Genomic DNA, 18920 nt, shown 5'->3' with positions numbered 1-18920 from the left:
TTTTATCCTTTTAACATGCTTAGGGCTTTAATTGTCGCATTGACTACATTTGAAGAATTATTTGAACCCAAAGATTTAGTTAAAATGTCTTTAATCCCTGCAAGCTCCATAATAGGACGCGTAGAACCCCCTGCAATAACTCCCGTCCCCTCACTTGCAGGTTTAAGCAAAATACGACTTGCATTATATTTTACCTCAACATCGTGAGCAATTGTTGAACCTTTAGTTTTAACTTCGATAATATTTTTAAAAGCATCATCGACAGCCTTACGAATCGCATCCGGAACTTCTTTAGCCTTGCCGTATCCCACACCAACTAAACCTTTACGATTGCCTATAACCACTAAAGCGGTAAATCTAAATCTTCTACCTCCTTTAACAACCTTTGTAACTCTGCCTATATCGACAATAACCTCTTCAAATTCTTCTCTATTGTATTTTTGCATCAATTCTCCTTATAGCTTAATGCCATTTTCTCTTAAAGATTCAGCCAAAGCTGCAATTACGCCGTGATAAATATAACCATTTCTATCAAAAACAGCTTGATTGATTTTTTTGCTTTTTAAAAGTTCTGCAAATTCACTAGCGATTTTTTTAGCCCCTTCTTTATTAGCTTTTACTCCGATTTTTTGCCCATTAATGGCTGCAAGAGTCACGGCTTTAACATCGTCAATAGCTTGAATGTATAAAGTTTTATTAGATTTAAACACTGAAATTCTTGGAAACTTGTCACAACCTGAAATTTTAGCTCGAATTCTTTTTTTTCTTTTGATTCTTAAATTAAGTTTTCTTTTTAATACATTTGCTCTCATTTTGTATCCTTATTTTTTAGAGGTCTTGCCCGCTTTGCGTATAATGCGTTCATCAATATATTTCACGCCTTTTCCTTTATACGGCTCTGGTGGTCTAAATTCTCTAATTTGAGCAGCAACCTGACCGACAACTTGCTTATCGCTTCCCTTCACAATCACATTATTTTTATCCACTGCAATTTCAATGCCTTCTGGAATAGCATAATTTATAGGGTGTGAAAAACCTAAACTAAGCTCTAAAACTTTTCCTTTTAATGTAGCTTTATATCCAACTCCGTTGATTTCAAGAGTTTTGCTAAAACCTTCTGTGATTCCTAAAACAATGTTTTGAGTTAAAGCCCTATAAGTACCCCAATACGCTCTGCTTTGTCTGTCTTCACCTTTTGGAGAAAAAATAATATGATTATCTTTTATCTCAACATTTACATTTGCTTTTATATCTAATTCTTTGGCTAAATTTCCTTTTTTAAATTTAAGCAAATTTCCTTCTAATTTTACTTCAACACCTGCTGGAATAACAACAGGTTGCTTACCTATACGCGACATGTTTTTTCCTTTTTTATTTGTCTAGGATATTTCTACTTTTTTAAAGAATGGATACCCAATGCCATAAAAAACTCAATCCCCCTACCAAATGGTACACAGAATTTCACCACCAACTCCGGCTTTGTATGCTTCATCATTTGCTAAAACACCGCGACTTGTGCTGACTACAATCGTACCATAACCATTTTTAAATCTTTTAATTTCATCTTTGCCTTTATAAACACGGCGACCCGGCTTAGAAATTCTTTTAAGCTCATTGATAATGCTTTTACCCTTTGCGTCGTATTTTAACACCACATTGATAAATTTCTTTTTATCCTCTTCAATGACATTAAAGCTTTCTATATAGCCTTTAGCTGCAAAAATTCCAACCAAAGCTTCAACAACCTTAGAATGTAAGAGTTTAGTGGTTTCAAGCTTTCTCATACTTGCATTTCTGATGCGAGTGAGTGAATCTGAAATAATATCATTAATCATTTTTTTTCCTTACCAACTTGCTTTTTTAAGACCCGGAATCAAGCCTTCATTTCCCATTTTTCTAAGGCAAACTCTGCAAATTCCAAAATCCCTATAAACAGAATGCGGACGCCCACAAATTTGGCATCTACTATAAGCCCTAACTTGAAATTTAGGCTTACGTGCTGCTTTTGCTATCATTGATTTTTTAGCCATTTTGTCTTCCTTTTGCAAGTGGCACACCCATAAGCTCTAATAATTTTTGTGCCTCTTTATCATTTTGTGCTGTTGTAACAATGCTAATATTCATTCCGTGAGTCCTTAAAATTTTATCATATTCAACTTCTGGAAACATTAATTGTTCATCAAGTCCGAAATTATAATTTCCGCGTCCATCAAAGCCATCGCGACTTAAGCCTCTAAAATCTTTTACACGTGGTAAAGCTATAGAGATGAGTTTATCAAGAAAAGCAAACATATTATCATTTCTTAAAGTGACCATAACCCCAACAGGAAAACCTTCTCTTACTTTAAATCCTGCAACAGATTTTTTAGCCTTAGTGATGACAGCCTTTTGTCCTGCAATCAAAGATATAGTATCTGCAATATTTTGCAACACTTTTTGATCCTTTGCTAAATCTCCTGCACCAACGCTAATCACAATCTTTTCTATTGAAGGGATGAGCATAGGATTTTTAATATCAAATTCCTTGCTTAAAGTAGCTTTTATGCTTTGATTGTATTTTTCTTTTAATCTCATCATAATGCTTACTCTCCTGTTTTAGCTACATTTGAAATGTTTATAGGCATTTCTTTATTGATAAAACCGCCATTAGGATTTTTATCACTTGGCTTTATAGCTTTTTTAGCAATTTTACAACCCTCAACTATCACTTGAGATTTTTTGGGATAAACAGCCAAAACCTTACCTATCTTACCCTTATCATCTCCTGCAATAACCTTAACATTATCGCCTTTTTTAATCTTAAATTTTACCGCCATTATAAAACCTCCGGTGCTAATGAAACAATTTTCATAAAACCACCATATCTAACTTCGCGACCCACAGGTCCAAAAATACGAGTCCCGATAGGCTCTCTTTTATTATCAAGAATCACAGCAGCATTTTCATCAAAACGTATTAAAGAACCATTTTCTCTATGAATTTCTTTTTTAGTCCTTACAATAACTGCTTTGACAACTTGACCCTTTTTCACTTTACCATTTGGCAAAGCCTTTTTAACAGATGCAACAATCACATCACCAACTGTAGCATATCTCCTTTTGCTACCTCCTAAAACCTTAATACACATAAGTTCTTTTGCACCGCTATTATCTGCAACTGCAAGTCTTGTAAAACTTTGAATCATCACTCAACTCCTGCAACTAATACAGATTTTAAACGAAAAGCTTTTCTTTTTGAAAGCGGTCTGCATTCTACTGCAACAATCACATCGCCAACTTTAAGCTCGTTTTTTTCATCGTGAATGAGGTATTTTTTAAAACGTTTGACAATTTTTCTGTATCTTGGATGAACGACTTTTCTTTCCACCAAAACATTTGCTGTCTTATCTCCAGCAATCTTAACAACAATACCTTGAATTTCTCTTTTAAATGCCATTTTATATCCTTATTGTAAAGCATTAATCGCTGTATTAATTCTGGCAATGTCTTTTTTAACTTGACTAAGTTCTTTGACATTAGTAAGCTGCATTGTTTTTAGCTTTTGTTTTAAAGTGAATAAAAGCAACTTTTTCTCTTTTAGCATTTCCCCAAGCTCTTTAGCTGTTTTATCTTTGATTTCAGTATATTTCATTTTGACTCTCTCTTGTAATAAACTTGGTTTTAAATGGTAATTTATGCATCGCTAAGGTTAAAGCTTGTCTCGCCATATCTTCACTCACGCCTGCCATCTCATAAATAATGCGTCCGGGTTTGATATTCATCACCCATTCTTCAACTCCGCCCTTACCTTTACCCATACGAGTCTCTAAAGGTTTTTTAGTCAAAGGTTTATCGGGAAAAACTCTAATCCAAGTTTTACCTTGTCTTTTAACAAAACGCGTTAAAGCAATACGTGCAGCTTCAATTTGACGCGAATTAATCCTTCCAGCCTCCGTTGCCTTTAAAGCATATTCGCCAAAAGTAAATTCTGTTCCCCTGCTTGCATAGCCACGATTGCGTCCTTTCATCATTTTGCGATATTTAGTTCTTTTTGGCATTAACATTGTTATTTACTCCTTCTGCGTCTTGGTTTTTTCGCTGGAGTATTTTCTTCGCTTTTTTCAGTTTGCACACCTTTTTGCAAAACTTCTCCTTTGAAAATCCACACCTTAACGCCTATATTTCCATAAGTTGTTCTTGCTTCTGCAAAACCATAATCAATCTTTGCTCTTAAAGTATGGAGTGGAACGCGTCCTTCAAGATACCATTCTGTTCTTGCCATTTCAGCACCACCCAAACGACCTGATACTGAAACCTTGATGCCTTTAGCTCCCGCTTTTTGAGCCCCTTGAATGATTTTTTTCATCGCTCTTCTAAAAGCAATTCTTTTTTCAAGTTGAGTTGCAACACTTTCAGCAGCAAGTTGAGCTGAAGCTCCCGCTTTTCTCTCTTCTTTTATATTGATATTGACATCTTTATGGATTAAATCCTGTATATCCTTTCTTAAAATATCAACATCACTTCCTTTTTTACCGATGATAATGCCCGGTCTTGCCGCAATAACGGTTACACGCAATTTTTTAGCCGTTCTTTCAATCAAAATTTGACTGATTCCTGCATAATAAAGTTTTCTTTTTAAAAAAGCTCTTATTTTATAATCTTCACCGATATTTTCTACCAAATTTGCTTTGGTTGGAAACCATCTTGAATCCCAATTTCTATTGATTCCTAGTCTTAAACCGATTGGATTGACTTTTTGTCCCATTAGTTTTCCTTTTTCACTTTCGCTGTTTTAGTGCTTTTATTAGATTTTTTTGTCTCATCTTTTTTCTCTTCAAGCTTCTCTACTTCTACGAAGATATGTGAAGTAGGCTTTCTAATACGACTTGCACTTCCTCTTGCACGTGCTCTGAATCTTTTTAAAACAGAACCTGCATCCACACGGCAACTCTTAACTATAACTTCATTGGGTTCAAAACTTCCATTTGAAACTGCACTTGAAATTGCGTTTGCAATATATTTTGCCCCTTTATTTGGCATAAATTTTAAACTTGCCATTGCAAGTTCAGCATTCATTCCTTGAATTTCTCTTGCAATCAATCTCGCCTTAGTCGGAGATAGTCTTATAAATTTAATCAAAGCCTTACTCATTATAAAATCTCCTATTTACCAATCTTTTTTTGCACAGAGCCTTTATGCCCTTTAAAGGTGCGTGTTGGTGCAAATTCACCAAGCTTATAACCGATATGATTTTCGGTAATATACACAGGAATAAAGCTTTTGCCATTATGCACATTGAAAGTTAAGCCTATCATATCCGGAACGATAGTACTGCGTCTTGACCAAGTTTTAATCGGTTTATTATCATTAGCCTTTTTCGCAGCGATGACTTTTTTCATTACATGATCATCAACAAAAGGACCTTTTTTCAGTGATCTAGCCATCTTACTTTCCTTTTCTTCTTGAAATTATGAGTTTATCACTCGCTTTTTTGCGACGCGTTTTCGCACCTTTGGTTGGTTTTCCCCACGGAGTTACAGGATGACGCCCTGAATTTTTCTTACCTTCACCACCGCCGTGTGGGTGATCAATAGGATTCATTGCACTTCCTCTTGTTTGAGGGCGAATTCCTCTATGACGATTGCGTCCCGCTTTTCCTATGGTAATATTTGCCCATTCTTCATTACCCAATTCGCCAATACTTGCCATACACTCGGCTAAAACTTGTCTCATTTCACCACTTGCAAGTCTTAAAATCACATATTTTTCTTCCTTACCCATAAGTTGTGCATAAGAACCTGCACTGCGAATCATTTGTCCACCTTTACCCGGCTTTAACTCGATATTATGCACTATCGTTCCTACCGGAATGCTTTTAAGTTTCATAGCATTACCCGGCTTAATATCCAAACCACTTTCAGCCGATGAAACAAAATCGCCAACATTTAAACCTTTAGGTTGGAGTATATATCTTTTTTCTCCATCTTTATAAGAGATAAGAGCGATTCTACAATTTCTATAAGGATCATACTCGATAGCCTCAACCTTGCCTTCTATACCAAATTTACGACGTTTAAAGTCAATAATCCTATAAAGTTTTTTCGCACCTGCTTCTTTATGACGACTTGTAATTCTTCCATAGCTATTTCTACCTGAATGAGAAGGAAGTTTAACAAGCAAGGAACGCACACTTGGTTTAGCTGTAATGTCTTGCGAACTTAAACCTGTAATATATCTTCTACTTGGAGTGTAGGGCTTGTAAGTTTTAATTGCCATTTTAAACCTCCGTATTTTCTAAGCTAACGCCATCTGGCAATTTAACATAGAATTTTTTATAATCAACTCTTTGACCTAAACGACCTCTAAATCGCTTAACCTTTCCGTCCATTTTTAAAGAATTTATACTCTTTGGGGTGACGCCAAAATACTCCTTTAAAATTGCTTTAAGGCTTGTTTTAGTCATTTTCGGCGAAGTTTGAATCACAACTATGCCCTTTTCTTGTAAATTTAAACTTTTTTCAGTATAGAGTATAGTTTTTATATCTGTAATATCTGCCATAATTACCCCTCTTTTGTAATCGAATCTAATGCTGATTTTTCAATAAGCACAGCATTAAATACAGAAACCAAATAAGCATTAACTTCGCTTGTATCAATCACATAACAATTTGCTAAATTTCTACACGCTAAAAAGGTTTTTTCATCGACAAGGTCTTTAACAATCAAAACATCTTTAAAGCCAAGCTTTTTAATCACTGCATTTGCGTCTTTGGTCTTGCCACTTTCTATGCTTAAAAGATCAACCACAAAAAGTGCATTTTTGTTTGCTTTATCTTCTAAAGCTCTCTCTAACGCGAGTCTTTTTTGCTTTTTATTGATTTTTTGGAAATAATTTCTTTGGTTTTTTGGACCAAAAGCCACAGCACCGCCTACCCAAACATTTGTTCTTGTAGAACCTGCTCTTGCACCGCCTCTGCCTTTTTGTCTCCAAGGTTTTTTGCCTCCACCACTGACCTCACTTCTTCCCTTAGTGTGTACGGTGTTAGCTCTAAGGCTTGCAAGATAAGATTTAACATACAAGTAAAGATTGTGGGAATTAACTTCTGCGTATTTTGCAGGAAGCTCAAAGTCTCCTGTTTTTTCTAATTTTTCATTTAAAACAATTGCTTTACTCATTTTGCTATCCTTATTTTACCCATAGCACCATTATATCCGGGAACTGCACCCTTAAGCACTAAAATTTTGTTTTCTGTATCATAAGATACGATTTCATTTTTAACGCTAATCTTGACATTTCCGTAATGTCCTGCCATTTTCATACCCGGTTGAACGCGTCCTGGCCATTCTCTGTTTCCTATAGAACCATGACGTCTATGAAATCTTGAGCCGTGAGAGGCTGGACCTCCTGAAAAACCATGCCTTTTAATGACGCCACTATAACCTCTACCTTTAGAATTGAAACTGACTTTTAAAATTTTTGCTTGAGTTAGAGGAGTTTCATCCAAATCTCCCGCTTCAGTATTGGCAACTTCTAAAACAGCAAAGCGGTTAAATTCTGCAGAAAGCTTGTATTTTCTTTGCTGTCCTGCTATGCATTTGTTGTTTTTTTTGCCTTGAGCATACGCGACTAAAGCTTTTCCATTCTCAACCTCGCAGACCTTTGCATTGACAACTCTTAATAAAGTTACGGCTATACTTGGATTTGTAATAGTTCTGCTCATACCGATTTTTTCTACAATATATTCCATATCTTATCCTTACTTACCCATAGCCCTAACTTCAACGCTAACTTCTGGTGCTAAATCAAGCTTGGTTAAAGAATCCACCGTATCCGGAGTCGCCGCTACAATATCAAGCATACGCGTATGGACTCTAATCTCAAATTGCTCACGAGAGTCTTTGTTTATATGTGGAGATTTTAAAACCGTATAACGTTTGATTTTAGTAGGCATTGGCACTGGACCTCTAATGTCTGCACCTGTTCTTTTAACAGCTTCTACAATCGCTGCAACTGTTCTATCTAGTACTCGATGGTCATAAGCCTTAAGCTTAAGCCTTATTCTTTCCATATTTTTTTCCTTTTTAAAAGAACTCGTTAGATTTAACTAACTCAAAAATAAAAATGTGAGTATAGTCAATTCGGCATTAAAAAGTCAAGAGTATTTGATAATTTTTTATATTTTTGTCCTTTTTAAAAGGATATAAATAATATTTTTCATTCTTTTAAAATTTAATTTTTCTCCAAAATATGAAGATATTCTAAGGTTTTTTGCTGTTTTTGAATCCTTTGAGAGTCGGCTTTAAAGCGGTTATGAATTTGGGTTTTAAAGCTGTATTTTCCATATTTTTTAAAAATTTGTGCAATTTGCTCTAAATGCAATAAGCCCTCATCATTGTAGCTTAAAAACACAAATTTTGCTTGAGCCTTTTCAATGAGTTCTGCAAGAGCAGATTCTACTAAATTTCTTTTGCACCAAGCAGATTTTTCATAGATTCTAAGCCCTGTTTTACCCTGCGGTATAAAATCATCATAGAGGGCAATGGAATTTAAAAGATGATAATTTGCTCCATATTCTCTTGTGTTGTAGGGCGGGTCAAGATAGAGTATGTCTGCGGTGATATTGTCAATCAAATCCTCAACGTTTTGATTGAATGCTTGATGAGAATTTGCACTCAACTCAAAAAACGCAGCCTTTAGATCCAAATCCTTACAAGCACTCTTTTTAAGGTTTTTTAAAAAAGCTCCATACACAGAAGCGGTATTTGCGACCTTATCGGCGGATTCTAGCAAAGAAGCGAGCAAAAAATAATACTGCGCATCATTGATAAAATTTTCTTTTTTCCATAATGAAATTTGTGTGCGTATGGAATCAATTTTTATAGCATTATTATCACTAAAATATTGTCTGTTTTCTCCTCCGCCCAAAGCATAATGAGTGTAAATTTTGCCCTTGATTAAAGGAATTGCGTTGTTTAAGATATGAATCAATTCTTCGCTTTGTTTTAAAGGAGTGGAATTTTGTATATAATTTTTTGCCAAAACAAAGCTATAAAATTCCTTGTCATTAGCGATAATCCTTTTGACCTTGTTTTTAAAAAATTTACTCACAGCACAAGTTCCTGCAAAAATGTCAGCAAACACACAATCTTGCAATCGCAAATGCCTCTTTTCTAAACTTTTGCTTATATGTTCATACAAAAAGGGCAAAAGTCTGAATTTAGAACCGATGTAATTCATGAGTTTCCATAAATCTTTTGCAAGATAAAATCTATCGCCTCTTTGGCTATTCTTCTTACACTTTCTTTGCGATACTCCACAGGGTCGTATTGATAGCAACCCACACAGCCAAGCTCCTCCGTGTAGTCCTCATCGCCCCTATAAAAATCATAGGGATTGCCTTGAATATTTCGGGCTTTCCATCTTTTATTCGTTTCCTTGCAGAGTTTGCAAATTTGTCTTTTTGCATCATTTGCTGCCTTAGATAAGGGTTGAAAATCTTCAAGTTTTTGTGTTTTTGTATCACTGATGCGTTGATTGTTTTTTCTGCCATCTTTGTGGTCAATTTCTATTTTTGTATTTTCACTTTTGCCACAAATTCCAAGCATAACACAGTTTTTATCCTTATAAAAATCTCTAATGTCTTTTCTTATGTTTTGCTTGAAAGACAATTCAGCCTTGAATCCTTGAAGTCTTATTCTGTCTATGGAATTTCCTTTGCTCTATCAATCTCTACATTATATTTTTGAGCTAAAAACTCCCTTTGCGACACCAACTCCCACCATTTCCAAGCTTCAAACTTTCATATGCACCAACGAATTCACTCACACTCACCCATCTTGAAAATCCCTTTTCATCAGGCTTTGCAAGTTTTAAAAAGAGTTTTGTCTTACTTTGTTTCATTTTGTAACTTTCTTTAAAAAGAATTTAAAGCTAATGCGGTATCACCATATCACTTCTGCATTCTATAAGAGTATGGACATTTCCACGTGGATTAAAATCTCCCACAACTTTAATCCATTTTGGCTTAAGTTTATTTTTTAAGGTCTGATAAATTTCATTAACACTTGCTTCGTGGCTGATGTATTTATGCATAAAAGAATTGATATAAAGTTTCACGGCTTTAAGCTCCACCACAAATTCATCAGGGATGTATTCAAGATAAATTGTCGCAAAATCCGGATAGCCACTTCTTGGACAAAGACAACAAAATTCTGGCAAGGTGATTTTAATGATATAATCATTCTCTGCTTCATTTTTCCAAAGTTCTAAATCTTTGTTTGCATCAAATTTTTTGATTTCTTTCTCTCCATAATGCATTGTTTTTCCTTAAAAATTCATTTTTTTGTGATTTTACAAAATTCGACTTGAATACAGCCTAAATGTGATTTTACTTGTAATTAATAAAAAAATTCTTAAAAACAACAAATTTTAATTTAGCTTAAGGGGGGGGGATACAATAATTATTCTAATTTTATTTTTAAGAAATTGCATAGCTTTTTGTGAGGATAACTATGATAAAACATCTTATTTGTATAAAGAAGCCCTTTATTTTTATGCTCTATTTTTGTATTTTAAACTTCATTTTGGCTGCGGTGATTTCCCTATCTTACGCTCCTAGTGAAATGAATTTCACCACATTTGCATACTTCTTACTTGCTGATTTGAGCTTAATCTTTTTATTTTTGTTTGCCTTAAATTTTATTTTTGTATATCCTTGCTTGATTTTAAGCCAAAAATATAATCTTTTTATTTTATTTTTTGCTTGTTTGATTGACGCATTATTTCTTATCGTCTTAAGCGTTGATGTAAATGTTTTCAAACTTTATCGTTTTCATCTCTCTTATGCAATGCTTGATTTATTTTTTAACACTGATGTGATAAGCTTTAATCTAGAAACTTGGCTTGGAATTTCTTGTAAGATTTTAGGTATTGTTTTATACACTATTTTAGCTTATTTCGTAGCTTCTTTATTGACTCAAAAACTTTCTAAAAGATTTTTAGTGATTTTTACGCCCTTGATTCTTGCTTCTTATTTGGTAGCAAATCTAATTCACGCCTTTGCCTTTGCTAAAGCAGATGTGCAAATTTTAGACATACAAAACCATTTACCACTTTACAAGCCTTTGACAATGAATTCTTTTTTAAGAAAAATCGGTTATATCAGCAATGAAAATGCAGTCAATGTAAATTTAACTAATAAAGGAGGATTTGATTATCCAAAAAACAAATTAAAATATGATAAAAATACTCAAACAAAATATAATATTTTAATCTTAGCTATTGATTCTTTGCGTTATGATATGCTCAATGCTAAAAATATGCCCTTTACTTATGAATTTTCTAAAAATGCTTTAGTTTTTCATCAACATTATTCAAGTTCAAACTCTACTCGTGGTGGAATCTTTGGCTTGTTTTATGGGATTGCTCCTATATATTGGCAACTTGCATTAAGCAATCAAAAACCTGCAGCTCTAATCACAGCTGCACAAGAAAATGACTATGATTTAGCGATATTTGCAACAGCGACTTTGACAAAACCAGAATTTGATAGGACTATTTTCGCTTCTGTGCCTTATTTGCGTTTAAAATCAAAGGGGGCTAATACAATAGAAGCTGATGAAAACAGCATTGAAGATTTTAAAAAATTTATGGATAAACGCAATAAAGACAGGGGATTCTTAGGATTTATTTTTTTGGATAATGTCCATGCTAAGAGCTTTCCAAAAGATTTTGAAATCTTTAAGCCTTCTAAAAACACAAATTATCTTGATTTAAGTGCAGATACTGACGCGACTCCTTATTTTAATTTTTATCAAAATGCAGTTTTATATGCTGATTTTAATATACAAAAAATCTTAAATATATTAGAAACTTATAAGGAGTTAGACAATACTATTATAATTATCACTTCGGATCACGGCGAAGAATTCAATGAAGATAAGGATAATTTTTGGGGACATAATAGTAATTTTAAAGACTTTCAAGTTAAAATTCCTCTTATCATCAAATATCCTAAAATACTTGCACAAAACATTTACACAAAATCTAGTGCTTATGATATTAGTGCGACTTTAATGCAAGAGGTTTTTGGCGTGATAAATCCTATAAAAGATTATTCCTTAGGGCAGAATCTTTTCAACTTGAAAGACAGAAAATTCCTCCTTGCGGGTTCTTACAATCAAAATGCCATTTTAGAAAATGAAAGAATTATACTCATTGATTCTTTGGGCTTGATTCATTTCAAAGACAAAGTCTATAAAGATTCCAAAAATACCTCAAGAGATGCTTATCTTTTAGAAATTTTAAAAGATTTTTCCTATTATAGAAAATGATAGAGCGTCAAAAAACAAGCAATGAATGCAAGAATTTAAATTTTTTGCCTTGATAGAATTTAATGCTTACAAGGTTAAGATATTGCAGAAATCCTCTTTGCATTGTAGTTTTAAGCTTTTTCTATGTTTTGTAATCTCTATTGCTAGTTATTTTTTATGCTTAGAAATGTTTAAAGCTTTCAATTTATCCTATGTAAGTTCTTATTTAGAAAGTTCAGAGATTTTGTCAAAATTCTAAAACCTTTTCTAGTAAAGTTTTGAGTTTTTTAGATTGTTTTTTCTGGTAGGAGTTTATAGAAACAATATTCTTAATTCCTCAATTAAATCCTTGCTTGGTTTTAATTCATCTAATTTTAGAGTGAGTTTATAATTGACCGTATTCCCCGGATTCATTGATACTAATTGTTTATCTTTTTCGCCAATTTTAATGAATTCTTTTCTCTTTTTATGATCATACTTATAATATTGTTTTTTATCAATAATATAATAATATATATCATCATAAGTTATACCGAGTAAGATAATATAATCATAATTGTATTTTGCCTTGATTCCATTAAATTGAAAGGTATCGTTTTTAAGTCCTTTTCTTGCAGTTTTAATTTCTATTTTTTTATCATTAGAAAGCAAATCAAATTCATCATGTATGATTTCTTTGTTATTATCAATAGGAATACTGATTTTTTTGAAAAGCTCCTTAATGAATTTTTCACCAATTTGCCCTATAGCATTACCTTCAAAATCCTTAATTTTATCAAAGATTCCACTTTGTTTAAAAGCTTGTAACTCTTTATGCTTTTCTTCAATAATTTTTAATAAAAGCTCTTTAATCATCTACAAATCCAGAATCCGCAAGGAGTTGAAAAATATGCGATTTGCCTATGTGTCTGCAACCATTTGTTGCTAAGGAGCTGTATTTGTTCCAATCGGCTTTTAAAAAGATTCTATTAAGCCTTTGTTTTGGAGCGTTTTGTGCATAAATAATCGCCACACCACTTTTATATTTAACTTCTGAAAAATCTTTTACCACAGAATTTTCTTTAAAAAAGGTAGAAGAGAGATAAAAATTAGGTTTTTTGTGAAAAATCCACTCCTTGCCACATTCGCGATTTTTTGCAAGAGACACGGTAACGACCTTGAGAATCTTTGCAAAAGGTTCTTGCTTTTCTTTTTGTCTGTACCAGCTGAATTCATTTTTTGGATTTTTATAATTTTTGCTCCAAATTTGAAAGCAGGTTTTCACATCTTTGTCTTTACCATTGCTAAGATAAAACGCATTGTGAGGCAGGGTCTCTTCATAGAGCAGATGAAAGTCTCTCACGCGATAGCGGATTGAGCCTTTGCCTAAACTTTGGAAAAACATAGGTAAAATGAAAGCGACAAAATCAGCGTTTTGAGAATGATTGATAAATTCTAAAGCTAAAACACCACGATGACCAAAAGGGGGATTGCCTATGACAATGAGCGGTTTTTTGGGTAATTTAAATTCCAAATAATTCAGCTCTAAGGTATCAAAAGCGGTTTTATGAATGTCAATTCCTATTCTTTTTTCTGGTAAGAGTTTATAGAAACAACCATCGCCGACACTTGGTTCAAGCCAAGTGAATTTTTCTAAATTTTCATATTGAGAAATAATCTCTTTGGTCTTTTCAAAAAGAATTTTTGAAATTTCAGGCTTTGTGAAATATTCATCAAAGACATTGCCTTGATTTTTACGCATAGAACCACCATTAACATATTTTAACGTGTGCATTAAATATCTAAGTGTTTTACATCTTTTGCATGGGCTTGGATATAATCTCTTCTTGGCTCAACCTCATCACCCATAAAGAGATTGAAAGTATCACTTGCACTTTGTGCGTTTTCTACATTGATTTTAAGAAGTCTTCTTATGCTTGGATCCATAGTTGTTTCCCAAAGTTGTTCAGGATTCATTTCACCCAAACCTTTATACCTTTGGATATAAGCTCCTTTTTTAGAATTCTTTTCGACTTCATCTAAAATTTCAAAAATATCTCTTTGAAAATTTAAATCTCTTTCTTTGATTTTTTCAGAAATGAAAAGGGCTTCTTCATAGAGTGGATGCGTGAATAATTCCTCATTGATGATGAGTTCCTCTAAACCATTTGGAGTTTGGACAAAAATTTGAATTTTATCCTCATCGATTGAATGGTTGAGTATATTATACCCTTTGTTTTCAAGGAATTTTTTTAGTATTGTAAAGAGCTCGGAATGAGAATTTTTTCTTAATTCTTGATTTTCAATCAAATACCGAATGAGCTCAATCATACTAAATCTTTTTTCAAGCTCTTTTAAAATTCTACGATAAGCTGCTACAAGTTTTAGAAAGTCTTTTAAATCATTAAGCCCTATGCCCTCATAATTTGAACTTTCAATGCCTGTTTCAATCAAAAAATCATTTAAAGCTTTTTCATCTTTGAGATAAATTTCTTTTTTTTGTCCCTTTTTATAGCGATAAAGCGGTGGCTGTGCAAGGTAAATGTGTCCATTTACCACAAGTTCATTCATAAAACGAAAAAAGAAAGTTAAAAGTAGAGTTTGTATGTGTGAGCCATCAACATCTGCATCTGTCATAATGATGATTTTATGATACCTTAACTTTGAAATATCAAATTCATCTCCTATGCCACAGCCAAAAGCTGTAATCATATTTTTAATTTCTTCTGATTTTAGGATTTTATCAAGTCTTGCTTTTTCTACATTTAAAATTTTACCTCTCAAAGGTAAAATCGCTTGATAAGCCCTTTCGCGTCCTTGTTTTGCGGAACCTCCTGCACTATCTCCCTCGACAAGATAAATTTCACTCTCAATCGGGTCTTTACTTTGACAATCCGCTAATTTTCCCGGCAAAGTTCCCACACTCAAACCCTCTTTTTTTCGTGTGAGTTCCCTTGCTTTTTTCGCAGCTTCTCTGCCTCTAGCTGCCATTAAAGCTTTATTCATAATCGCTTTTGCTTCGATAGGATTTTCTTCAAAATATTTGCTTAAATAATCAAAACTTGCCTTTGAAACAATAGGACGCACATAACTTGAACCTAATTTTCCTTTGGTTTGCCCTTCAAATTGCGGTTCTGGCACTTTTACACTCACAACAGCTATAAGCCCTTCTTTGACATCATCTCCTGTGATTTTAGAATCCTTTTCCCTTGCACTTGCATTTGCTTCGATATAATTGCTTATGACTCGTGTAAGTCCCATTCTAAAGCCTGATTCGTGTGTGCCTCCATCGGGAGTTTTGATATTATTGACAAAAGAAAGTAAATTTTCAGTATAACTATCATTATAAAGCAAAGCCACTTCAACATTAACATCTTCTTCATTTACATTAAAAGATATAGCTTTGGTTAAGGCTTCTTTTTTGTTTAAATCACTGACAAATTGAGAAATTCCGCCCTCAAAATGAAAAATTTCTTCTTTTTCTATGCGTCTGTCTTTAAATTTTATAGTGATTTTTGGATTAAGATAAGCAAGTTCTTTAAATCTCTTTGCTAGAATTTCATAATCAAATTCTGTAATTTCAAAAATGCTCTCATCGGGAAAAAATTCTATCGTTGTTCCACTTTTCTTGCTTGAAGCGATTTTTTCAAGCTCACTCGTTGCTTTACCTTGTGCAAATTCTTGGCGATAAATTCCACCCTCTCTTTGCACGGTAGCGACGAGTTTTTTTGAAAGTGCATTCACAACTGAAACACCCACTCCGTGCAATCCTCCTGAAACCTTATAAGTGTCTTTATCAAATTTTCCACCCGCATGAAGAACGGTTAAAACCACAGTTAAAGTAGGAATTTTTTCTGTAGGATGAAGTCCAACGGGAATTCCGCGTCCGTTATCTCTAACAATACAGCTTCCTTCATTTGTAATTTCAATCTCAATTTCATCACAATATCCAACCATAGCTTCATCGATAGAATTATCCACAACTTCATAAATCATATGATGAAGTCCATTGATATTTGTATCTCCTATATACATGCCCGGACGTTTCCTAACCGCCTCTAAACCTTTTAAAACTTTAATGTTACCTTCGCCGTAATTTTCCATTCATTTTCCTTATAAAACCATAGGCATAATAATGACTTCAAGCCCTAAAGAACTTACCATAAAAGCAAGATTTGGTTCATTGATTTTAATCTTAAATTCCTCTTCTTCTATAGAGCTTAAAAAGTCTAATAAGTATTTAATTTTAATGATTAAAGCAAATTCTTCTTTAATGTCTAATTCTAACTCAAGCTCTGTTTTAGCTTCCATATTATCAAGACTAATGCCCTCAAAGATGATTTTATTTTTATTGAAATAAAGTTTCATTTTTTCGGTTAAGACATTGATTTTTTTTAAAGAATCTATGAAGTCTTCTGTTTTGAAAGTGAATTCTTGTTTAAATTGCTTAGGAATGACTTTTTCATAATCTGGGAATTTGTCATTGATGAGTTTGGTAAAGAATTCAAAATTTTCGTTTTTAGCAATTAAAATGTTTTCATCATAAAAAATTTCAATCTTTTCATAAAAAAGTTTTTGCATTTCTATGATGGCTTTTTTTGGAATGCTGATATGAAATTCTTTGTCGTTATTTTTATTTAAGGTAGAAATTCCTAATCTTTTTGTGTCTGTTCCTACGAAATTAATTCTATCTGTTTTAATGTCTAAAAATGCTCCATTTAGTGAATATCTTGGATTATTTGTATCCACAGTTGGGAGAATTTTTTTAAGACAACGATTTAAATCATTTGAATCAACATCAAATTTATTTTTATTTTCTGTATTTGGAAATTCTGGAAAATCTTCGTGATTAAACATAGGAAATTTATATTTGGTGCTTTTTTGACGAATAAACAAAAAATTATCAATGGTCTCTAAAGTTACTTCTTCATTGTTTAGATTTTTAATTACATCAACAATATTTTTTGCATTAGCTGTTGCAAAACCCGAAGTTTCCACACGGATTTTTTTGATTTTATAATTGATTCCTATTTCATAATCACTTGCTTTGATTGTAAGTTTGTCTTCATCAGCATGAAAGTATAAATGTGAAGTGATTGTGCTTGCGTCCTTTTTTTCGACATAAGCATTGCATAAAAGTATGGCAGATTCTAAAGTATTTTTGTTGATGACAAGTTTCATTTTTTTCTCCTTATTTAAATTTTTTAAATTTTATTATAATAATAAGTTTGTTGAAAATGTGAAAAAGTGTTTCAAAAATTTATTTTACCATAGTTTTATGGTTTTTTAAATTTCTAAATTTTTCACATCTTTTCACATTTAACTTTGGCTTTTGGTTAAAATTTTGTTCTTTAACTCCTCAATTTTGTTTTTAAGTTCTAAATTTTCTAAAATCAATTCATTGATTTTTTTAAAACTATGTGAAATTGCACTATGATCTTTCATATCGAAAAACATTGCAAGTTGTGGCATAGACATAGTTGTGAGCTCTTTTGCAAGAAAAATAACAATGCGTCTTGCTGTTACGACATTTTGTGTTTTTTTATTAGATTTTATATCGCTACTTTTAATGTTAAATTCTTTACTCACTGCAGTCAAAATATCGCCAATGCTTATATTTTCTTTTTTATCTTTAATATGGTCTTTCATTAAAGATTTAGCAATATCGAGGGTTATTTCTTGATTGATAAGCCTTGAATAAGCATTTAAATTTGTAATCATTCCTTCAATTTCTCTTATATTATCTCCCATAGAAATGGCTATATAATTAATCACTTCTGTATTTAAATGCACCTCATTAAAATCGCATTTTTTACGAATGATAGCGATTTTTGTATCAAGTTCGGGAGGAGTAATATCAGCGATAATACCATTAGCAAACCGACTTTTAAGTCGTTCTGTGATGCCTTTGAGCATATTAGGCGGGTTATCACTTGTCATTATGATTTGTCCGGATTTATTCTTCACTTCATTAAAAATAAAGAAAAATTCTTCTTGAATTTTATCTGTTTTGCCTAAAAACTGCACATCATCAATCAATAAAGCATCGCAACTTCTATATTTTTCTTGAAATTTTTCCAAACTACCATTTTTTAAATTTGAAGTAAAATCATTAATGAAATTTTCGCTGGTGGCATAAATGACTTTTTTACCCATTTCTAAGCAAATATTTCCTACAGCTTGAAGCAAATGTGTTTTACCAAGCCCTGTGGGTCCATAGATAAAAACCGGATTATAAAGTTTTCCTAAGTTATCTTTGTCGCTTATAGCCTTGCAAGTTGCGTAAGCATAACGATTTGAAGAGCCTTCAACAAAGCTTTCAAAAGTGAAAGATGGATTTAAGATTGTGCTTTGCATCTTGATATTTGCAATATCGATTTTGTTGATTTTATTGCTTTTAGAGGGGGTTTTTTGATTTTGAGTTTGTATGATAACTTTAGCTTTATTTCCACTTTGTACTTCATAAAAATAAGCGATTTTTTCACCATATTTGGTTTGTATGAATTTAGCTAAAAATTCATTAGGAGCGTTGAAAGTTAAAAAATCCGCCTTGCTTAATTTTTCATTGAATTTAAGATGAGAGATATAGTTTTCATACTCACTTTCTGAAAGTTCATTTTTAAAGGAGTCTAATATTTCGCTTGCGTCCAT

At 32.8% G+C, this 18920-nt stretch carries 29 protein-coding genes; 1 reads left to right on the top strand and 28 read right to left on the bottom strand.

The features are described from left to right. Positions 1-2: 2 nt before the first annotated feature. The 23 genes from rpsE to queF all read right to left on the bottom strand — a co-directional run bounded on the left by rpsE (position 3) and on the right by queF (position 10296). A complete protein-coding gene (gene rpsE, locus CCUN_RS00145; protein WP_027304931.1) occupies positions 3-446 on the bottom strand; it encodes a 30S ribosomal protein S5 in 444 nt (147 codons plus the stop codon). Between the two features lie 9 nt (positions 447-455). Then, the gene (gene rplR, locus CCUN_RS00140) at positions 456-812 is read right to left on the bottom strand and encodes a 50S ribosomal protein L18 (protein ID WP_027304930.1); all 357 of its coding nucleotides are present in this window, start codon (positions 810-812) and stop codon (positions 456-458) included. A gap of 9 nt (positions 813-821) precedes the next feature. Next, a complete protein-coding gene (gene rplF, locus CCUN_RS00135; protein WP_027304929.1) occupies positions 822-1358 on the bottom strand; it encodes a 50S ribosomal protein L6 in 537 nt (178 codons plus the stop codon). A gap of 81 nt (positions 1359-1439) precedes the next feature. Next, positions 1440-1835, bottom strand: a complete 396-nt coding sequence (gene rpsH, locus CCUN_RS00130) for a 30S ribosomal protein S8 (protein ID WP_027304928.1) — start codon at positions 1833-1835, stop codon at positions 1440-1442. 9 nt (positions 1836-1844) lie between these two features. Continuing rightward, complete coding sequence (locus CCUN_RS00125; RefSeq protein WP_027304927.1) at positions 1845-2030, bottom strand: type Z 30S ribosomal protein S14; 186 nt, start codon at positions 2028-2030, stop codon at positions 1845-1847. Next, positions 2023-2577 (bottom strand): 50S ribosomal protein L5, encoded by a 555-nt coding sequence (gene rplE, locus CCUN_RS00120; protein ID WP_027304926.1) that lies wholly within the window; start codon positions 2575-2577, stop codon positions 2023-2025. The genes CCUN_RS00125 and rplE overlap by 8 nt, the downstream gene beginning before the upstream one ends. 5 nt (positions 2578-2582) lie before the next feature. Next, entirely contained in the window at positions 2583-2816 is a 234-nt protein-coding gene (gene rplX / locus CCUN_RS00115; protein ID WP_027304925.1) for a 50S ribosomal protein L24, read from the bottom strand. Beyond that, on the bottom strand, positions 2816-3184 hold the full coding sequence (rplN, locus tag CCUN_RS00110; RefSeq protein ID WP_027304924.1) for a 50S ribosomal protein L14: 369 nt from the start codon (positions 3182-3184) through the stop codon (positions 2816-2818). The genes rplX and rplN overlap by 1 nt, the downstream gene beginning before the upstream one ends. Further along, complete coding sequence (gene rpsQ / locus CCUN_RS00105) at positions 3184-3435, bottom strand: 30S ribosomal protein S17 (RefSeq protein ID WP_027304923.1); 252 nt, start codon at positions 3433-3435, stop codon at positions 3184-3186. The genes rplN and rpsQ overlap by 1 nt, the downstream gene beginning before the upstream one ends. Positions 3436-3444: 9 nt before the next feature. Further along, on the bottom strand, positions 3445-3630 hold the full coding sequence (gene rpmC, locus CCUN_RS00100) for a 50S ribosomal protein L29 (RefSeq protein ID WP_027304922.1): 186 nt from the start codon (positions 3628-3630) through the stop codon (positions 3445-3447). Beyond that, positions 3617-4042: a 50S ribosomal protein L16 gene (gene rplP / locus CCUN_RS00095; protein ID WP_027304921.1), complete on the bottom strand. Its 426-nt coding sequence runs from the start codon at positions 4040-4042 to the stop codon at positions 3617-3619. Before rplP ends, rpmC begins: the two co-directional genes overlap by 14 nt. A gap of 2 nt (positions 4043-4044) precedes the next feature. Further along, a complete protein-coding gene (gene rpsC / locus CCUN_RS00090) occupies positions 4045-4743 on the bottom strand; it encodes a 30S ribosomal protein S3 (RefSeq protein ID WP_027304920.1) in 699 nt (232 codons plus the stop codon). Continuing rightward, the gene (gene rplV, locus CCUN_RS00085) at positions 4743-5129 is read right to left on the bottom strand and encodes a 50S ribosomal protein L22 (protein WP_027304919.1); all 387 of its coding nucleotides are present in this window, start codon (positions 5127-5129) and stop codon (positions 4743-4745) included. Before rplV ends, rpsC begins: the two co-directional genes overlap by 1 nt. A gap of 11 nt (positions 5130-5140) precedes the next feature. Continuing rightward, positions 5141-5422 (bottom strand): 30S ribosomal protein S19, encoded by a 282-nt coding sequence (gene rpsS, locus CCUN_RS00080; RefSeq protein WP_027304918.1) that lies wholly within the window; start codon positions 5420-5422, stop codon positions 5141-5143. A gap of 1 nt (position 5423) precedes the next feature. Continuing rightward, a complete protein-coding gene (gene rplB, locus CCUN_RS00075) occupies positions 5424-6254 on the bottom strand; it encodes a 50S ribosomal protein L2 (RefSeq protein WP_027304917.1) in 831 nt (276 codons plus the stop codon). Position 6255: 1 nt separating this feature from the next. Next, on the bottom strand, positions 6256-6537 hold the full coding sequence (locus tag CCUN_RS00070; protein WP_027304916.1) for a 50S ribosomal protein L23: 282 nt from the start codon (positions 6535-6537) through the stop codon (positions 6256-6258). Between the two features lie 2 nt (positions 6538-6539). Then, on the bottom strand, positions 6540-7154 hold the full coding sequence (gene rplD, locus CCUN_RS00065) for a 50S ribosomal protein L4 (protein ID WP_027304915.1): 615 nt from the start codon (positions 7152-7154) through the stop codon (positions 6540-6542). Continuing rightward, positions 7151-7726 (bottom strand): 50S ribosomal protein L3, encoded by a 576-nt coding sequence (gene rplC, locus CCUN_RS00060; RefSeq protein WP_027304914.1) that lies wholly within the window; start codon positions 7724-7726, stop codon positions 7151-7153. Before rplC ends, rplD begins: the two co-directional genes overlap by 4 nt. 9 nt (positions 7727-7735) lie before the next feature. Beyond that, the gene (rpsJ, locus tag CCUN_RS00055) at positions 7736-8047 is read right to left on the bottom strand and encodes a 30S ribosomal protein S10 (RefSeq protein WP_027304913.1); all 312 of its coding nucleotides are present in this window, start codon (positions 8045-8047) and stop codon (positions 7736-7738) included. A 161-nt stretch (positions 8048-8208) separates the two neighbouring features. Further along, positions 8209-9216 (bottom strand): DNA adenine methylase, encoded by a 1008-nt coding sequence (locus CCUN_RS00050; RefSeq protein WP_027304912.1) that lies wholly within the window; start codon positions 9214-9216, stop codon positions 8209-8211. Further along, positions 9213-9647 carry a restriction endonuclease gene (locus CCUN_RS00045; protein ID WP_269474146.1) on the bottom strand — a complete coding sequence of 145 codons (435 nt, stop codon included), beginning with the start codon at positions 9645-9647 and terminating at the stop codon, positions 9213-9215. The genes CCUN_RS00050 and CCUN_RS00045 overlap by 4 nt, the downstream gene beginning before the upstream one ends. Before the next feature lie 79 nt (positions 9648-9726). Next, on the bottom strand, positions 9727-9879 hold the full coding sequence (locus tag CCUN_RS10125; protein WP_164502899.1) for a hypothetical protein: 153 nt from the start codon (positions 9877-9879) through the stop codon (positions 9727-9729). A 30-nt stretch (positions 9880-9909) separates the two neighbouring features. Next, the gene (gene queF / locus CCUN_RS00040; RefSeq protein WP_027304911.1) at positions 9910-10296 is read right to left on the bottom strand and encodes a preQ(1) synthase; all 387 of its coding nucleotides are present in this window, start codon (positions 10294-10296) and stop codon (positions 9910-9912) included. Positions 10297-10490: 194 nt separating this feature from the next. Here queF and CCUN_RS00035 point away from each other — a divergent pair, with 194 nt between their 5' ends. Further along, positions 10491-12311, top strand: coding sequence for a sulfatase-like hydrolase/transferase (locus CCUN_RS00035; protein ID WP_027304910.1), 1821 nt, complete (start codon positions 10491-10493; stop codon positions 12309-12311). A gap of 291 nt (positions 12312-12602) precedes the next feature. Here CCUN_RS00035 and CCUN_RS00025 read toward each other — a convergent pair whose 3' ends face one another. From CCUN_RS00025 to dnaA, 5 genes are all read right to left on the bottom strand, one after another. Next, the gene (locus tag CCUN_RS00025; protein ID WP_035175578.1) at positions 12603-13145 is read right to left on the bottom strand and encodes a hypothetical protein; all 543 of its coding nucleotides are present in this window, start codon (positions 13143-13145) and stop codon (positions 12603-12605) included. Beyond that, positions 13138-14064 carry a hypothetical protein gene (locus CCUN_RS00020; RefSeq protein WP_027304907.1) on the bottom strand — a complete coding sequence of 309 codons (927 nt, stop codon included), beginning with the start codon at positions 14062-14064 and terminating at the stop codon, positions 13138-13140. The genes CCUN_RS00025 and CCUN_RS00020 overlap by 8 nt, the downstream gene beginning before the upstream one ends. Further along, on the bottom strand, positions 14064-16373 hold the full coding sequence (gyrB, locus tag CCUN_RS00015) for a DNA topoisomerase (ATP-hydrolyzing) subunit B (protein WP_027304906.1): 2310 nt from the start codon (positions 16371-16373) through the stop codon (positions 14064-14066). The genes CCUN_RS00020 and gyrB overlap by 1 nt, the downstream gene beginning before the upstream one ends. A 9-nt stretch (positions 16374-16382) precedes the next feature. Continuing rightward, positions 16383-17450, bottom strand: coding sequence for a DNA polymerase III subunit beta (gene dnaN / locus CCUN_RS00010; RefSeq protein WP_027304905.1), 1068 nt, complete (start codon positions 17448-17450; stop codon positions 16383-16385). Positions 17451-17588: 138 nt separating this feature from the next. Then, a complete protein-coding gene (gene dnaA / locus CCUN_RS00005) occupies positions 17589-18920 on the bottom strand; it encodes a chromosomal replication initiator protein DnaA (RefSeq protein WP_027304904.1) in 1332 nt (443 codons plus the stop codon).

This window comes from Campylobacter cuniculorum DSM 23162 = LMG 24588, assembly GCF_002104335.1.
Lineage (GTDB): Bacteria > Campylobacterota > Campylobacteria > Campylobacterales > Campylobacteraceae > Campylobacter_D > Campylobacter_D cuniculorum.
Note: the sequence above shows the minus strand (reverse complement) of the source record. Positions and strands in the feature narration are given on the sequence as shown.

Bases quoted from the DNA above. Each gene is read 5' to 3' on its own strand.
- dnaA (WP_027304904.1), bottom strand. From the start codon at position 18,920: ATGGACGCAAGCGAAATATTAGACTCCTTTAAAAATGAACTTTCAGAA.
- rpsH (WP_027304928.1), bottom strand. From the start codon at position 1,835: ATGATTAATGATATTATTTCAGATTCACTCACTCGCATCAGAAATGCA.
- CCUN_RS00125 (WP_027304927.1), bottom strand. From the start codon at position 2,030: ATGGCTAAAAAATCAATGATAGCAAAAGCAGCACGTAAGCCTAAATTT.
- queF (WP_027304911.1), bottom strand. From the start codon at position 10,296: ATGCATTATGGAGAGAAAGAAATCAAAAAATTTGATGCAAACAAAGAT.
- CCUN_RS00025 (WP_035175578.1), bottom strand. From the start codon at position 13,145: ATGATTAAAGAGCTTTTATTAAAAATTATTGAAGAAAAGCATAAAGAG.
- CCUN_RS00070 (WP_027304916.1), bottom strand. From the start codon at position 6,537: ATGGCAGATATTACAGATATAAAAACTATACTCTATACTGAAAAAAGT.
- rplD (WP_027304915.1), bottom strand. From the start codon at position 7,154: ATGAGTAAAGCAATTGTTTTAAATGAAAAATTAGAAAAAACAGGAGAC.
- rplB (WP_027304917.1), bottom strand. From the start codon at position 6,254: ATGGCAATTAAAACTTACAAGCCCTACACTCCAAGTAGAAGATATATT.
- rplV (WP_027304919.1), bottom strand. From the start codon at position 5,129: ATGAGTAAGGCTTTGATTAAATTTATAAGACTATCTCCGACTAAGGCG.
- rplP (WP_027304921.1), bottom strand. From the start codon at position 4,042: ATGTTAATGCCAAAAAGAACTAAATATCGCAAAATGATGAAAGGACGC.
- rpsQ (WP_027304923.1), bottom strand. From the start codon at position 3,435: ATGGCATTTAAAAGAGAAATTCAAGGTATTGTTGTTAAGATTGCTGGA.
- CCUN_RS00020 (WP_027304907.1), bottom strand. From the start codon at position 14,064: ATGCACACGTTAAAATATGTTAATGGTGGTTCTATGCGTAAAAATCAA.
- rplF (WP_027304929.1), bottom strand. From the start codon at position 1,358: ATGTCGCGTATAGGTAAGCAACCTGTTGTTATTCCAGCAGGTGTTGAA.
- rplE (WP_027304926.1), bottom strand. From the start codon at position 2,577: ATGATGAGATTAAAAGAAAAATACAATCAAAGCATAAAAGCTACTTTA.
- dnaN (WP_027304905.1), bottom strand. From the start codon at position 17,450: ATGAAACTTGTCATCAACAAAAATACTTTAGAATCTGCCATACTTTTA.
- rplX (WP_027304925.1), bottom strand. From the start codon at position 2,816: ATGGCGGTAAAATTTAAGATTAAAAAAGGCGATAATGTTAAGGTTATT.
- rplR (WP_027304930.1), bottom strand. From the start codon at position 812: ATGAGAGCAAATGTATTAAAAAGAAAACTTAATTTAAGAATCAAAAGA.
- rplN (WP_027304924.1), bottom strand. From the start codon at position 3,184: ATGATTCAAAGTTTTACAAGACTTGCAGTTGCAGATAATAGCGGTGCA.
- rplC (WP_027304914.1), bottom strand. From the start codon at position 7,726: ATGGAATATATTGTAGAAAAAATCGGTATGAGCAGAACTATTACAAAT.
- rpmC (WP_027304922.1), bottom strand. From the start codon at position 3,630: ATGAAATATACTGAAATCAAAGATAAAACAGCTAAAGAGCTTGGGGAA.
- CCUN_RS00035 (WP_027304910.1), top strand. From the start codon at position 10,491: ATGATAAAACATCTTATTTGTATAAAGAAGCCCTTTATTTTTATGCTC.
- CCUN_RS00050 (WP_027304912.1), bottom strand. From the start codon at position 9,216: ATGAATTACATCGGTTCTAAATTCAGACTTTTGCCCTTTTTGTATGAA.
- CCUN_RS10125 (WP_164502899.1), bottom strand. From the start codon at position 9,879: ATGAAACAAAGTAAGACAAAACTCTTTTTAAAACTTGCAAAGCCTGAT.
- rpsE (WP_027304931.1), bottom strand. From the start codon at position 446: ATGCAAAAATACAATAGAGAAGAATTTGAAGAGGTTATTGTCGATATA.
- rpsC (WP_027304920.1), bottom strand. From the start codon at position 4,743: ATGGGACAAAAAGTCAATCCAATCGGTTTAAGACTAGGAATCAATAGA.
- rpsJ (WP_027304913.1), bottom strand. From the start codon at position 8,047: ATGGAAAGAATAAGGCTTAAGCTTAAGGCTTATGACCATCGAGTACTA.
- gyrB (WP_027304906.1), bottom strand. From the start codon at position 16,373: ATGGAAAATTACGGCGAAGGTAACATTAAAGTTTTAAAAGGTTTAGAG.
- rpsS (WP_027304918.1), bottom strand. From the start codon at position 5,422: ATGGCTAGATCACTGAAAAAAGGTCCTTTTGTTGATGATCATGTAATG.